Here is a 14,064-nt window from a genome sequence, read left to right as displayed (position 1 = left end):
GTACCGTCTGGCCGCATGGGGATGCTCGACCGGCTCCGCGGCACGCCACAGGAGCGATTCGCCCGCCGCGTGCTGACCGCGATTCGCGATGCGGGCGTGGCCTCGGCGCGGTACCTTCCGGAACAGTTCGCGATCGAGGTCCGCCGGGACTCCGCCCAGGCCCAGCCGGCCATCGCCTACCTGGGTAACATCTACCGCGAGTGCGAGCGCGCCGACCGCTCCGAGCGCCGGGAGCGCATCGCGTCGTTCCTCAGCGCCGTGGTCTTCAACCCGGGCGCCCCGAACACCTGGACCGAGGTCGCCCCGCTGCTGCGCCCGGTCCCGCGCACGGTCACCTTCGGCGCCGGCATGCCCACCTCGGCGCCGCGCCCGGTGCGCCGTCCGGCGTGGGGGTACCTGTCGGAGTTCGTGGTCGTGGACCAGCCGACGTCGGTGATGTACGTGACCGGGAAGCAGATCCAGGAGTGGGGCGTCACCGAGCACACCGTGTTCGACCGCGCCCGGCGCAACATGGCGGCGATCGCGGCGGTCACCGACGACACCACCGACGCCCCCGGCCCGCGCACCCTGGTCCGCATGGTCGAGGACGGCGACGCGTACTGGTCCTCGCACCTCTTCGTCGACGGCTGGCTCGCCGCGCAGCAGTCCCGCCTCGGCGGCCCCCCGCTCGCCTTCGTGCCCGACACGACCGGCATGCTGCTGGTCGGCCGGGGCGCCGACGACACCGCGGAGTCGCTGGCCAAGCTCTTCGAGCTGGTCGAGCGCGAGTACCGCGAGGCCGCCCGGCCCATCTCGCCGATGGCCTTCACCGTCGACCACACCGGCGCCGTGGTGCCGTTCCTGGCGCCGGCGGACGACCCGATGTACGAGATCACGCACCGCACCGAGGTCCTCATGGCCACGTCGGAGTACGCCGCGCAGGCCCATCACCTGGAGTCCGACGCCTTCGTCGCCGCGTGCACCCTCGCCGAACGCCCCGACGGCTCGGTGATCTCCTTCGCCAGCTGGGGCGAGGGCGTCGACACCCTGCTGCCCCGCGCCGACTTCGTGGCCTTCCCGTCCGACGACCTCAGCCCGTTCTTCGTGGCCTGGGACGACCTGGCCCGCGAGGTCGACCTGGAGCCGGAGCCCGGCCTCGACCCGGAGCGCTACCGCCTGCGCACATGGCCGCACCCGGGCGTGGTCGAACGCCTGCGCAACGTGGCACGGTCACTCTAGCGCCGCCAGCAGCCGGGCCCTGACCTGCGGATCCTTGGCGTCGGGATGCGGTTCGGCCGGCTCCTGCCCGTCGAAGAAGAGCCCGGACCGCGTCTCGTCGAGGATGAGCCGCAGCGTCGCCGCCCCGCCCTCGTCCACGCTGCTGAAGGGCCGTTGTCCGTACTGTCTGACCATTGCCGTATCCATGAATGTCGCCGGGTGCAGGCAGTTGGCCGTGACGCCGGTGCCGTCCAGCTCCTCGGCGAGCTCGTAGGTCCACGCGGCGAGGGCGAGCTTGCTGCGCCGGTAGGCGGTGACCCCGTCGTACCGTCGCCGCATCTGTAAATCCTCGAAATCGATCGGCTCCTGGCCCAGCGATCCAACATTGACGATCCGCGCGGGCGCGTTGGCCTTCAGCGTGGGCAGCAGCGCCCGGGTGAGCCGCACGGGCGCGAGCAGGTTGACGGCCCAGCGCAGTTCATGGCCGTCTTGCTTTCTTCCCGTGTACCGTTCCGCTCCCCGAACCCCACGCCCGCATTGTTGACGAGGTGGGTGAGCGGCCGCCCCTCGACCTCGCCGGCCAGCCGGTCCACGTCGCCGAGCCGGGCCAGGTCGGCGACGAACCCCTCGGCCCGGCCGCCGGCCTGCTCGACCTCGGCGACGCCGCGCTCGACCTTGCTCTTGTCGCGGCCGTGCACCAGGACGGTGAGGCCGGCCTGCCCGAGCCGCGGGGCGAGCCAACGCCCGAGGCCGGAGGTGGCACCGGTCAGCAGTACTTCGCTCATACTCCGCAACCTAGCGCGCAACGGCCCGCGAACCGTCCTCGTGCCCGCACCGCAGCCGCCGTAGCGGTCAGGTCGCCCGGCGTGTTGAACCGTCCGTTGATCGTCGCCGGCATCGCCACCACGGCGGTCGTGGTCGTCGCGGGCGTCGCGGCGTTGGCTTGGGCGGTCCGCCCGGCCGCGGCGGCGACGCGCTCGATCGGTCCGCTCGCCGAGGACGCGGCGCGCGAATGTGGACGGTCGACGGCACGATCAAGTTCAGCATCGTGTCGATACTCGGCGTGATCCCACGAGTGTCGACGTGCGATGCACGGCGACCAGGTCGGCGGGTGGGCGGCTGGTGACATCGGTGGCGAATCGGTGACGGCGGTACTCACGACGCAGGGCGGCTCCGGCGTGTGGCCGGAACCGCCCTGGGCGAAGCGTGGGCGCTAATTGCCCGGTATCTGCAGGCCGCCCGTCGAGTCCGCCGCCTGGATGTCCAGGATGTCGACGTAGAAGCGGAGGTCGCCCTGCGGGTAGCCGTCCGCGTTGTTGTAGGCCTCCTTGACCGGGATGTCGAGGATGACCCGGCTGCCGACCTTCAGGCCCACCAGGCCCCGGTCCCAGCCCTCGATGACCTGCGCCTGCTGGCCCTGCTCCAGCATGCCGACCTGCACGGGGAAGGTCTGCTTGTGCTGCCAGGACGAGTCGAAGACCTTGCCGTCCTTGTAGGTCAGGCCGACGTAGTTCACGACGACGGTGTCACCGGGCTTGACGGTCTTGCACTTGCCCTGGATCTCCACCTTGACCGTGCGGACGCCGACGCTCGCCTCGGTGCCCTTCTCGGTCTTGGGCTCGTCGGCGAGGCGCTTGTCGAAGCCACCCAGCAGCGGCGGGTACGAGCTCTGGTCCGGCTTCTTGCACTCGGTCTTCTGCTGCTCGGCGCGGTCGCCGAAGTACCAGACGCCGGCGAAGGCGCCACCGACGGCCACCAGGAGGACCACCACACCGGCGATGGCCTGGCCCACGCGGCGGCGGCGGGCGGCCTTCGCGGCGGCGACCCGGGCCGCGGCGCGCTTCTCGGCGCGGCTCAGCGGCGCGGGGCCCTTGTTCTTGGACTTCTTCGGCTCTTCAGAAGAGTCCTCTTCAGAAGAGGACTCTTCAGAAGCGTCATCCTCCGGAACATCCGAAATGTCCGAGTCATCCGAAGAAATGACATCCGGCTCATCGGAAGGGTCCGCGGAAGAAGAGGAAACAGCGTCCAAAGGCGTTTCCTCAACCTCGGAAGCCGGCTCCGGATTGGCCTTCGCCGACTTCGGCGTGGACCTCGCCGGGCCGCCCTTCCTGCCCCGATCGCTCACGATTCGTCGACTCCCCTGGTGGACGGCCCAGCACACGGACGGACCTGAGTTTCGTTCGGCAGAGCTTCCCATACCACACGCCTCGCGGCACGCACCGGGGGTGGCCGCGATATGGCCTAAGGTCGGTCGTATGGGCAACGCTACGGGCGTCGAGATTACCGGACCACTCGGCGATCGCTACGCCGAGATCCTGACCGAAGAGGCTCTGAGTTTCCTGGCAGATCTGCATCGCGGGTTCGACGCGCGGCGGCTGGAGCTGCTCGCACTGCGCAAGGAGCGCGAGGCCGACCTGCAGGCGGGCGGCTCGCTGGGCTTCCTGGCGAAGACCCGCGACGTGCGGGAGGGCGACTGGCGGGTGGCCGAACCGGCGCCCGGCCTGGAGGACCGCCGGGTCGAGATCACCGGGCCGACCGACGCCAAGATGACGATCAACGCGCTCAACTCCGGGGCCAGGGTCTGGCTGGCCGACCACGAGGACGCCAACACGCCGCTGTGGGAAAACGTGGTGCAGGGGCAGCTCAACCTGCGCGACGCGGTGGCCGGGACGCTGGGGTTCACGTCGGCGGAGGGCAAGCAGTACAAGCTGACCGACGGCGCGCGGCCGACCATCGTGGTGCGTCCGCGCGGCTGGCACCTGCCGGAGAAGCACATCCTGGTCGACGGGCAGCCGACGTCGGGTTCGCTGACCGACTTCGGGCTCTACTTCTTCCACAACCATCTCGCCACCCGGCCGTACTTCTACCTGCCCAAGATGGAGTCGCACCTCGAGGCCCGGCTGTGGAACGAGGTGTTCGCCTTCACCGAGGAGCGCTTCGGCCGCCCGACCGGCACCATCCGCGCCACGGTGCTGATCGAGACCTTCCCGGCCGCGTTCGAGATGGAGGAGATCCTCTACGAGCTGCGCGAGCACTCGGCGGGCCTGAACGCCGGCCGCTGGGACTACATGTTCAGTGTCATCAAGAAGTTCCGGACCCGCGGCCGCGACTTCCTGCTGCCCGACCGCAACTCGGTGACGATGACCGTGCCGTTCATGCGCGCGTACACCGAGCTGCTGGTGCGCACCTGCCACAAGCGCGGCGCGCACGCGATCGGCGGGATGGCGGCGTTCATCCCGAGCCGGCGCGACGCGGCCGTGAACGCCGCCGCGTTCGAGAAAGTTTCCGCCGACAAGACCCGCGAGGCGGGCGACGGCTTCGACGGGTCGTGGGTCGCCCACCCGGACCTGGTGCCGGTCTGCCGGGAGATCTTCGACGGGGTGCTGCGCGACCGCCCGAACCAGCTCGACCGCACCCGCGAGGACGTCCACGTGACCGCCGACGAGCTGCTCAACATCGCGGCCACGCCCGGCCGGCGCACCGAGGAGGGGCTGCGCAACGCGGTGAGCGTCGGCGTGCAGTACCTCGCCGCCTGGATCAAGGGCAACGGCGCCGTCGCGATCAACAACATGATGGAGGACGCGGCGACCGCCGAGATCTCCCGCTCGCAGGTCTGGCAGTGGCTGCACAACGGCATCGAGCTGGACGACACCGGCGAGCGGGTGACCCGCGAGCTGATCGAGCGGATCGCCGACGAGGAGCTGGCCAAGCTCGACGGCGACCTGAACGACGACCTCACCGATGCCCGGGAATTGTTCATGGAGGTGGCCGTGGCCGACGAATTTGTGGACTTCCTGACGATTCCGGCGTACGAACGGATGCCATGAGCCTCGATGCTCTGCGACAGGCGCTGACCACGACCCTGCCAGCCGACCAGATCATCACCGACCATGCGCGGCTGCGGACCTACGAGTGCGACGGCCTGGCCCACTACCGGGTCGTGCCGGGGATCGTGCTGCTGCCCCGCACGGCCGAGGAGTGCGCGGCCGTGGTGCGGGCCTGCGCCGAGCACAAGGTGCCGTTCGTGGCCCGCGGCTCCGGCACCGGCCTGTCCGGCGGCGCGCTCCCCCACGCCGACGGGGCGCTGATCGTCACCTCGCAGCTGCGCGCCATCCGCGAGGTCGCGCCGCAGGACGAGCGGGCCGTGCTGGAGCCCGGGGTCATCAACCTGCAGGTTTCCAAAGCCGCGAGCCCGCATGGGTACTACTACGCCCCCGACCCCTCCAGCCAGCAGATCTGCTCGATCGGCGGCAACGTGGCGGAGAACTCCGGCGGCGCGCACTGCCTCAAGTACGGCTTCACCGCCAACCACGTCACCGAGGTCCAGATCGTCACGCCCGACGGGGACCTGGTCCGCCTCGGCGGGCGGGCACCTGACGCGCCCGGATACGACCTGCTGGGGGCCTTCGTCGGCTCCGAGGGCACGCTGGGGATCGCGACCGAGGTGACAGTACGGCTGCTGCGTCTTCCGGAAACGGTGCGCACCCTGCTGGCGGCCTTCGCGGGCCCCGACGAGGCGGGCGCCGCGACCTCGGCCATCATCGCGGCGGGCGTGGTGCCGGCGGCCGTGGAGATGATGGACGCGCTCGCGATCGAGGCGGCCGAGGCGGCGGTGCACTGCGGCTATCCGGCCGGGGCGGGTGCGGTGCTCATCGTCGAGCTCGACGGGCCGGCGGCCGAGGTGGACGCCCAGTTCGCCGCGGTCGAGGAGTTCTGCCGCCGGCACGGGGCGTTCGAGATCCGCATCGCGGCCGACGACGCCGAGCGGGCGCTGTTCTGGAAGGGCCGCAAGTCGGCGTTCGCCGCGGTCGGGCGGATCTCCCCCGACTACATCGTGCAGGACGGGGTCATCCCGCGCACCGCGCTGCCGCAGGTCCTCACGCGCATCGGCGAGCTGGCCGCGGAGCACGGCGTGCGCGTCGCCAACGTCTTCCACGCCGGCGACGGCAACCTGCACCCGCTGGTGCTCTTCGACGAGGCGGTCGCCGGGCAGGCCGAGCGGGCCGAGACGGTGTCCGGGGCGATCCTCGACATCTGCGTGGAGCACGGCGGGTCGATCACCGGTGAGCACGGCGTCGGGATGGACAAGGCCAAACACCTTCCGCGGATGTACTCCGACGAAGACCTCGACACCATGCAACTCCTGCGTTGCGCGTTCGACCCGCGGGGCCTGGCCAATCCGGGCAAGGTCTTCCCGACCCCGCGGCTGTGCGGCGAGGTGCCCGGCCGCCGCAAGGGTCCGAATCCCTGGCACGAGGCCGGCGTGGAGGTGTTCTGACGATGAGGGTCGTCGACGATATCGCCGGAGTGCCCGCGTCCACGGTCGCGCGGCCGACCACGACCGCCGAGGTGGCTTCCTGTGTACGGGATGCCGCCCGCGACGGCTTCGCGCTCGTCGCCCGGGGCGCCGGGACCCGCCAGGACTGGGCCCTCCCGCCGCAGCGGCTCGACCTCATCGTGGAGATGCGCGGCGTCTGCGGCCTCGTCGAGCACGCGGCCGGCGACCTGGTGGCGATCGTGCGCGCCGGGACGCCGCTCGCCGAGGTGCAGGCGGCGCTGCGCCCGGCCGGGCAGCAGCTGGCGCTGGACGAGCCGCTGCCGGGCGCCACGATCGGCGGCACCGTCGCCGTCAACGCCTCCGGGCCCCGCCGCATGCTCTACGGCACCGTCCGCGACCTGCTCATCGGCGTCACCGTGGTGCGCGCCGACGGCGTCGTGGCCAAGGCCGGGGGCAAGGTCGTCAAGAACGTCGCCGGGTACGACCTCGGCAAGCTCGTCGCCGGCTCGTACGGCACCCTCGGCGTCATCACCGAGTGCGCGTTCCGCCTGCACCCGCTGCCCGCCGCGGCCCGCTACGTGTCCGCACCCGCCGAGACGCCCGACGACGCCGGCCGCGCGGTCGCCGCCGTGCTCGCCGCGCAGCTGGTGCCGAGCGCGCTGGAGGTCGACATGGCCGCCGGCGACGGCCCGCTCACCGTCACCGCGCTGGTCGAGGGCGTCCCGGCGGGCGTCGAGCGGCGCGCCAACGACCTGGAGAAGCTCCTCGGCGACGGCGGCGAGCAGGGCGAGGCCCCGCCGCCGGCCTGGGGCACGTACCCGTGGGCGCCGGGCGACGTCGGCATCAAGCTGACGTGCGCGCTGTCGCGGGTGCCGTATCTGCTGACGGCGGCCGGCGTCACCGCCCGGCTGCACGACGTGGCGCTTCGGGTGCGCGGCTCGGCCGGCACCGGCGTGCTGTACGCGGGGCTGCCCGGCACCACCGACCCCGGCGTCGTGGCCGGCGTCATCAGCGACCTGCGCGCCGCCACCCGCGCCGGGGCCGGGCACTGCGTGGTGCTGACCGCGCCACCACCGGTACGAGCGAGGGTCGATGTCTGGGGCCACGTCGACGGCCTGGACCTCATGCGCCGCGTGAAGGACCAGTTCGACCCGGCCGGCACCCTCGCGCCGGGCCGATTCGTGGGCGGCATCTGATGCCCGACCGCGAAGAGCTGATCAGCGACTGCGTCCACTGCGGCTTCTGCCTGCCGACCTGTCCGACCTATGTGCTGTGGGGCGAGGAGATGGACTCCCCGCGCGGGCGCATCCAGCTCATGCTGCAGGAATCGCAGGGCGACCCGCTGACGCCATCGATGGCCGGCCACTTCGACGCGTGCCTGGGCTGCATGGCGTGCGTGACGGCGTGCCCGAGCGGCGTACGCTACGACGAGCTCATCACCGAGACCCGCACCATGGTCGAGGAGGTCCGCCCACCCGCCGGCCGAGCCCTGCGCGCGGCCGTGTTCGCCCTCTTCCCCTACCGCCGCCGACTGGCGCTCGCCAAGGGCCCGCTGCGTGGGTACCGCATGATCGGCACCCCCTTCCGCGACCGCCTGCCCGCCACGGTCCAGACTTTGCTGGACCTGGCCCCGACGTCCACCCGCACGGCCCGGCTCCCGGCGGTGGTCTCCCCCGTAGGCTCCCGCCGCGCCCGCGTCGGCATGCTCACCGGCTGCGTCCAGCACGCCTTCTTCCCCGGCGTGAACGCGGCCACGGCAAGGGTCCTGGCCGCCGAGGGCTGCGAGGTCGTGGTCCCGCCGGACCAGGGCTGCTGCGGCGCCCTGAGCCGGCACAGCGGCCGAGCGGCGGAGGCGGACCGCTTCGCCGAAGGTATCGAGCGCACGTTCGCCGACGTCGACGCGTTGATCGTGAACGCGGCCGGCTGCGGCTCGGCGCTGAAGGAAACGACGTTCGCCGGCAAGGTCCGCGACCTGTCGGAGTTCCTGGTCGAGCTGGGCCCGGTCGCCCCGCGGCACCCGGTCCCGGTCACCGCCGCGTACCACGACGCCTGCCACCTCGCGCACGCCCAGGGCATCCGCGCCGAGCCGAGGTCGCTCCTGCGCGCCATCCCGGAGCTGGACCTGCGCGAAATCCCGGACGCCGAGATCTGCTGCGGCTCGGCCGGCATCTGGAACATCCTCAACCCGGAACCGGCCGCCCAACTCGGCGACCGCAAGGCCCGCGACGTCCTCTCCACCGGCGCGTCCATGCTCATCACCGCGAACCCGGGCTGCCTGATGCAGATCGCCGCCGCGGTACGCCGAGCCGGCTCCACCATCCGCCTGGCCCACACCGCCGAGGTCCTGGACGCCTCAATCCGCGGCGTCCGCCCCTGACGGCCACCACAGCGGATCGCCGTCCGCCTCGTCGATGAGCTCCAGCACGTCCTCCAGGTCGTCCCCAGCAATCCCCGCCGGCAACTCGGGCGCCGCGGCGAGGAACTCGCGCACCGCCACCACCTCGGCGGCGCCGGGCGACGGCTGGGCGACCACGTGCAGCTCAGCACCGGACGCGACCACGATCGACCCGTCGGCCCGCGCGGCCATCGCGGTCACGACCGAACCGGGCGCCAGGTCGATCACGTCCGACCGGTACGACTCCTCCTCGAAACTGGGCGGCCGCATGGCGAGCAGCGTCCGTCCGTCCGGGGAGAACCCGAGCTCGAGGTAGGCGCCCGCGACCACGGTGGCGACCCCGCTCGGCGACCAGCGGACCACGCCCTCGGCGGTCGGCACCATCAGCACCGGATCGTACGGGTGCCAGGTCACCGTCGGGGTGCGCAGGTCCCGGTCCTCGTCGACGTACGGCCGCGCGTCGCCCCCGATCACCGCCAGCTCACGCAACGCCCCGTCCAGCACCCGCACCGCCGGGCGGTCGGCCCGCAGCCCCGCCACGAACGGCAGCCGTGGATGGCAGACGAGGCGCTCGATCTCCACCGGCTATTCCAGGATCTGGTTGATGGCGGCGCGGCGCTGCAGCCACGCCGGGTCCTGGTCGCTCGCCTCGGTGAGGGCGTCGAGCTCGTCGGACCCCCACTCCTGCTCGCCGTCGGTCAGCACGAGCTGCTCCTCCAGGTCCTCGTCCTCCCGCACCGGCGGCGCGCCGGCCAGGAAGTCGCGCACGGTGGCGGGGTCGGCCGCGGGCGCGGTCGGCTGTTGCAGCATGCGCAGCGTTTCGCCGCCCGCGAGCACCAGGGAGCCGTCGGCCATGGTGGCGAGCGCGGTCACCGGGGTCGGCGACGGCAGGGGCAGTTCGGCGGCCGAGCCCAGCTCCAGGTCGCACTCGATCAGGGTGCCGCTCGGGGTGCCGATGAACAGGCGGCCGGGCTCCGTGCCGAAGGCGATGTTGTGCCAGGACCACGGCTCGTCCAGGTCGCCGAGGGTCGTCTGCAGGACGCGGCGCAGCGAGGGGAACGCGTACACGTCGAGCGAGTGCACGTAGTTGTTGCCGCGCAGGGCGAAGTAGCGGCCGTCGGGGCTGAAGACCGGGGGCGTGTACCCGTCGACGTTCACGATCACCGCGCGGCTGAGCAGGCGCAGGGCGGTTCCGGCGGGGTGGGCGAAGACGACGAGGGTGGCGCCCTGGTCGGTGCGGAGGGTGGCCACGATCTCGCCCGCCGGGTGTGGCACGGCGCCCGTGTCCCAGCCCGGGCCGATGCCGACCGCTCCGCTCGCCACGTCGAGCACGTCCGACTGGTCCCACTCCGGCTTGCCCGCCGCCGACGGGGAGGCGAGCAGGGTCCGGCCGTCCGGGGTGAAGCCCAGCCACCGGTACGCGCCGCCCGGCTCGGTGGTGATGCCGGTCGGGGTCCAGCGGATCACGCCGTCGGGGGTCGGGATCAGCAGCAGCGGTTCGTGGGGGTGCCATGCCACGCCGGGGGTGCGCACGCGGCGGTCGTGGCCGAAGTCGTCCACGGAGTACGGCTGGGAGCCGGCGCCGAGGATCGTCAGGTCGTCCAGGTCGCCGTCCCAGATGTGTACGGCCGGCCGGTCGGACTGCAGCCCCGCGATCAGCGGCAGCCGCGGGTGGCACACCAGGCGCTCGAATTCCACCGGATCCACCCTAGGCGTCAGATCATGGACGACGCTGACCCGCAACGCCCGCCGAGTGCGTGGTGGGCGGGCATGGAGACGAATCTGGTGGACTGCCCCGAGTGCGGGCTCCCCGCGACCAAGCGCCACGACGGCCGGCTGCCGAGCACGCACGGGCCGGTCGAGCACGTGCACCTGCGGTGCGTGCTCGGGCACCGCTTCTACGGCCCCACCGACCTGCTGCTGCACCGTCACCACCGCCGCGGGCGCTGAGCCGGGACCCGGCCGCGCCCGCGGGGGCGGGGAGCGGGTCAGCTCGGGCGCAGCGGGCGCCCCTGGCCGTCGACCGGGCGGCCGGCGAGCATCATGATGCCGTCGATGATGAACCAGAGCCACAGGCCGCCGGTGATCAGGAACGGGAAGAGCAGGAAGAAGCCGCAGAAGAAGGCCACCCAGCCGACCACGAAGCTCAGGATCAGCTGGGTCACGCCGAGGGCGATGTTGCCCGCGTAGAGCCGGCCGATGCCGCCGATCGCGAAGAACAGGCCCGGCAGCAGCTGGAGCAGGCCGGCGACCAGCTTGCTCTTGTCGGAATACGGCTGGCCGGTCAGCGGGTCGTAGGCCTGCACGGCCATCGGGTAGGCCGCGGGCTGGCCGTAGGCGGGCTGGGCGTAGGCGGCCTGGCCGTAGGGGTCGTAGGCGCCGCCCGAGGCCGGTGCGCCCGAGACCGGGGGCAGCTGGTAGGCGGTGTTGTAGGGCTGGCCCGAGGCCGGCGGCGAGGACATCGGCGGCGGGAGCGCGGGCTGCCCGTACGGGTCGGACTGGCCGTAGGGGACGGGCTGCTGACCGTACGTCGGCTGCTGACCGTACGGGGAAGGCTGCTGCCCATACGGGGACGGCTGCTGACCGTACGGATCCGGCTGCCCATACGGATTCGGAGTTCCATACGGTGGCTGCGTCATGACACGCAGGCTACAACCAGGGTGCGACAAATTATGCCCCCGGTTCGGCTGTGACGCGGTCGACGGTTCGCTCGACTTCCCGGGCCGCCCGCCTGGCAAAAGAATGACCTTCATGGACTTCGACGGGCGCCGTCCGGTGCGCACGATCTTCCGCCTGCTCGCCCGGTCGCGGTGGCGGCTGCTGCTGGCCACCCTCGCGTTCGCCGTGAAGGACAGCCCGATCTGGCTGCTGCCGCTGCTCACCGCCAACATCATCGACGTCGTGGTGCAGCACCGGCCGATCGCCCAGCTGTGGCTCAACGCGGGCGTGCTGGCGGTGATCCTGCTGCAGAACGTGCCGACGCACATGCTGTGGGTGCGGCAGATGTCGCTGATCGTCCGGCACCTCGGCACCGACCTGCGCTCGGCGCTGGCCGGGCGGCTGCAGCTGCTGTCGATCGCGTTCCACACCCGGGCGGGCGGGAGCCTGCTGCAGACCAAGCTCGTCCGGGACGTCGAGAACGTGGAGATGATGCTGCAGCAGGTGGCGGCGTCGGGCACCTCGGCGGTGCTCACGCTCACCGGCGCGCTCACCCTGACCGCCATCCGCGTACCGCAGTTCGTCCCCCTGTTCCTGCTGGTCGTACCGTGCACCGCCGCCCTGGTCGCGATGGTGCGCAAGCGGTCCGGGGCGCGCAACGAGGAGTTCCGCCGGCGGGTCGAGGAGCTCTCGGCGCGGGTCGACGAGATGGCGCACCTGATGCCGATCACCCGGGCGCACGCGCTGGAGCAGGAGGCGGTGCACCGCATGCGGGGCACGGTCGAGGAGGTCCGCACGGCCGGCCTGCGCCTGGACATGGTCAACGGGCGGTTCGGGGCGATGTCCTGGGTGACGTACCAGCTGCTCGGGGCGGCCTGCCTGGTCGCCGCCGGGTGGGCCGCGTGGTCGGGCTTCGCGCCGGTCAGCGCGGGCGACGTGGTGCTGCTCAGCACGTACTTCGCGGTGCTCACCAGCTCCGTGATCGGCCTGTTCGGGCTGGCGCCGATCATCACCAAGGGCCTGGAGTCGGTCCGCTCGATCGGCGAGGTGCTGTCCGCGCCCGACCTGGAGCTCAACGAGGGCAAGGCGCGGGTGCCGGCGGTGCGCGGCGAGATCGCGCTCGAGAACGTCGGCTACCACTACCCGGAGGCCGCGGAGCCGGCCGTGCGGGGCATCGACCTGCACGTGGCCGCGGGCGAGACGATCGCGTTCGTCGGCCCGTCCGGCTCCGGCAAGTCGACCATGCTGAACCTGCTCATCGGCTTCATCCGCCCGACCGAGGGCCGGGTCCTGCTCGACGGGCGGGACATGGAGGAGATCGACCTGCGCTCCTATCGGAAGTTCGTTTCGGTGGTACCGCAAGAGCCCGTCCTCTTCGACGGCACGATCTGGGAGAACGTGACGTACGGCCGCCGGGACCTCGACGAGGAGCGGGTCACCCGGGCCCTGCGCGACGCCAACGCCCTCGAGTTCGTCGAGCACCTGCCGCACGGCTGGGACACCATGGTCGGCGAGCGCGGCGCGATGCTCTCCGGCGGCCAGCGGCAGCGCCTGGCGATCGCCCGGGCGCTCGTGCGCGACCCGCGGGTGCTGCTGCTCGACGAGGCGACCTCGGCCCTGGACAGCGAGTCGGAGGCACTGGTGCAGGAGGCCCTCGCCCGGCTCATGCGGGGCCGCACCACGTTCGTCGTCGCGCACCGGCTGGCCACGATCCGTGACGCCGACCGGATCGCCGTACTGGCGGGAGGCAGCCTGGTCGAGCTCGGTACCCACGAGGAACTGCTGGCCGCCGGCGGGCTCTTCGCGCGGCTGCACGGGTTGCAGTCCGTATAGACGGGTCTGCGAGACTGTGCCGATGAGGCAGACCGACGAGCTGACCAGTGCCAGTCTGGTCGAGCTCGCGGTGCTCCGGCTGACCCGGGAGATCCTCGGCGGCGGCACCGAACCCGGCGAGCGCCTGGTCGAGGAGCAGCTGACCAAGCGCTTCGGGATCAGCCGCGCCCCGCTGCGGGAGGCCCTGCGGCTGCTGGCCCAGCAGGGGCTCGTCGAGCACATGCCGCGCCGGGGCGTGCGGGTGGCCGTGCTGTCCGACGCCGACATCCGGGACCTGTACGCGGTCCGCGACGTGCTGGAGCGGCACGCGGTGACGACCACCCCGCCGGACGCGGACCTGGGCGGGATCGCCGCGGCGCTGAAGGCCATGCAGGAGGCCGACGAGCGCGGCGACCAGTTCGACGTGGCGACCGCGCACCGCGAGTTCCATGTGGCAGTCGTCGCCCTGGCCGGCAACCGCCAGCTCGCCATCGTGCACGAGTCGGTGCTGGTGAAGATCCAGCTGTACATGGCGCTGAACCTGCGCCGCGAGGCCGAGGTGGCCCGCCCGCACGACGGGGTGCACCGCCACGAGCGGCTGTTCGACGTGGTCGCGTCCCGGGACCCGGAGGCGGTGCTGGCCGCGCTGGCCGAGCACGGCGCCCGCTCGTACATCGACGGAGAATAGAAACTTCCGGACATCAATGCGTTACAGAGCGCGCCG

At 72.2% G+C, this 14,064-nt stretch carries 14 protein-coding genes; 8 read left to right on the top strand and 6 right to left on the bottom strand.

Features of this window, described 5'->3' with window-relative positions:
* Positions 1-15 precede the first annotated feature (15 nt).
* Positions 16-1,218 (top strand): hypothetical protein, encoded by a 1,203-nt coding sequence (locus ACQP00_RS11170; protein ID WP_433217965.1) that lies wholly within the window; start codon positions 16-18, stop codon positions 1,216-1,218.
* On the opposite strand, the gene ACQP00_RS11165 is transcribed toward ACQP00_RS11170, so the two are convergent.
* From ACQP00_RS11165 to ACQP00_RS11155, 3 genes are all read right to left on the bottom strand, one after another.
* On the bottom strand, positions 1,210-1,656 hold the full coding sequence (locus ACQP00_RS11165; RefSeq protein WP_433223813.1) for an SDR family NAD(P)-dependent oxidoreductase: 447 nt from the start codon (positions 1,654-1,656) through the stop codon (positions 1,210-1,212). The genes ACQP00_RS11170 and ACQP00_RS11165 overlap by 9 nt on opposite strands.
* Positions 1,611-1,982: an SDR family NAD(P)-dependent oxidoreductase gene (locus ACQP00_RS11160; RefSeq protein ID WP_433217963.1), complete on the bottom strand. Its 372-nt coding sequence runs from the start codon at positions 1,980-1,982 to the stop codon at positions 1,611-1,613. Before ACQP00_RS11160 ends, ACQP00_RS11165 begins: the two co-directional genes overlap by 46 nt.
* 428 nt (positions 1,983-2,410) lie before the next feature.
* Positions 2,411-3,226: an FKBP-type peptidyl-prolyl cis-trans isomerase gene (locus ACQP00_RS11155; RefSeq protein ID WP_433217961.1), complete on the bottom strand. Its 816-nt coding sequence runs from the start codon at positions 3,224-3,226 to the stop codon at positions 2,411-2,413.
* A 226-nt stretch (positions 3,227-3,452) separates the two neighbouring features.
* On the opposite strand from ACQP00_RS11155, the gene aceB reads away from it, so the two are divergent.
* The 4 genes from aceB to ACQP00_RS11135 are packed head-to-tail and all read left to right on the top strand — an operon-like array spanning position 3,453 to position 8,852.
* Positions 3,453-5,024: a malate synthase A gene (aceB, locus tag ACQP00_RS11150; RefSeq protein ID WP_433217959.1), complete on the top strand. Its 1,572-nt coding sequence runs from the start codon at positions 3,453-3,455 to the stop codon at positions 5,022-5,024.
* Complete coding sequence (locus ACQP00_RS11145; RefSeq protein WP_433217957.1) at positions 5,021-6,475, top strand: FAD-linked oxidase C-terminal domain-containing protein; 1,455 nt, start codon at positions 5,021-5,023, stop codon at positions 6,473-6,475. Before aceB ends, ACQP00_RS11145 begins: the two co-directional genes overlap by 4 nt.
* 2 nt (positions 6,476-6,477) lie before the next feature.
* Complete coding sequence (locus ACQP00_RS11140; RefSeq protein ID WP_433217956.1) at positions 6,478-7,671, top strand: FAD-binding oxidoreductase; 1,194 nt, start codon at positions 6,478-6,480, stop codon at positions 7,669-7,671.
* Positions 7,671-8,852 (top strand): (Fe-S)-binding protein, encoded by a 1,182-nt coding sequence (locus tag ACQP00_RS11135; protein WP_433217954.1) that lies wholly within the window; start codon positions 7,671-7,673, stop codon positions 8,850-8,852. The genes ACQP00_RS11140 and ACQP00_RS11135 overlap by 1 nt, the downstream gene beginning before the upstream one ends.
* On the opposite strand, the gene ACQP00_RS11130 is transcribed toward ACQP00_RS11135, so the two are convergent.
* Together ACQP00_RS11130 and ACQP00_RS11125 are read right to left on the bottom strand one after the other, a co-directional pair.
* Positions 8,829-9,452 (bottom strand): hypothetical protein, encoded by a 624-nt coding sequence (locus ACQP00_RS11130; protein WP_433217952.1) that lies wholly within the window; start codon positions 9,450-9,452, stop codon positions 8,829-8,831. The two genes, ACQP00_RS11135 and ACQP00_RS11130, sit on opposite strands and share 24 nt — an antisense overlap.
* A 3-nt stretch (positions 9,453-9,455) precedes the next feature.
* Entirely contained in the window at positions 9,456-10,568 is a 1,113-nt protein-coding gene (locus tag ACQP00_RS11125) for a TolB family protein (RefSeq protein WP_433217950.1), read from the bottom strand.
* Positions 10,569-10,592: 24 nt separating this feature from the next.
* On the opposite strand from ACQP00_RS11125, the gene ACQP00_RS11120 reads away from it, so the two are divergent.
* Positions 10,593-10,820 (top strand): hypothetical protein, encoded by a 228-nt coding sequence (locus tag ACQP00_RS11120; RefSeq protein WP_433217948.1) that lies wholly within the window; start codon positions 10,593-10,595, stop codon positions 10,818-10,820.
* 38 nt (positions 10,821-10,858) lie between these two features.
* Here the strand turns inward: ACQP00_RS11120 and ACQP00_RS11115 are convergent, their stop codons facing one another.
* Positions 10,859-11,509, bottom strand: a complete 651-nt coding sequence (locus ACQP00_RS11115) for a hypothetical protein (RefSeq protein WP_433217946.1) — start codon at positions 11,507-11,509, stop codon at positions 10,859-10,861.
* A 112-nt stretch (positions 11,510-11,621) separates the two neighbouring features.
* Between ACQP00_RS11115 and ACQP00_RS11110 the strand changes: the two genes are divergently transcribed.
* Positions 11,622-13,361, top strand: a complete 1,740-nt coding sequence (locus ACQP00_RS11110) for an ABC transporter ATP-binding protein (protein ID WP_433217944.1) — start codon at positions 11,622-11,624, stop codon at positions 13,359-13,361.
* Between the two features lie 22 nt (positions 13,362-13,383).
* Positions 13,384-14,028: a GntR family transcriptional regulator gene (locus tag ACQP00_RS11105; RefSeq protein ID WP_433217942.1), complete on the top strand. Its 645-nt coding sequence runs from the start codon at positions 13,384-13,386 to the stop codon at positions 14,026-14,028.
* The last annotated feature ends 36 nt before the right edge of the window (positions 14,029-14,064 follow it).

Source organism: Dactylosporangium sp. CS-047395, from assembly GCF_050942185.1.
Taxonomy (GTDB): domain Bacteria; phylum Actinomycetota; class Actinomycetes; order Mycobacteriales; family Micromonosporaceae; genus Dactylosporangium.
This window is presented reverse-complemented; position numbering and strand designations above follow the sequence as displayed.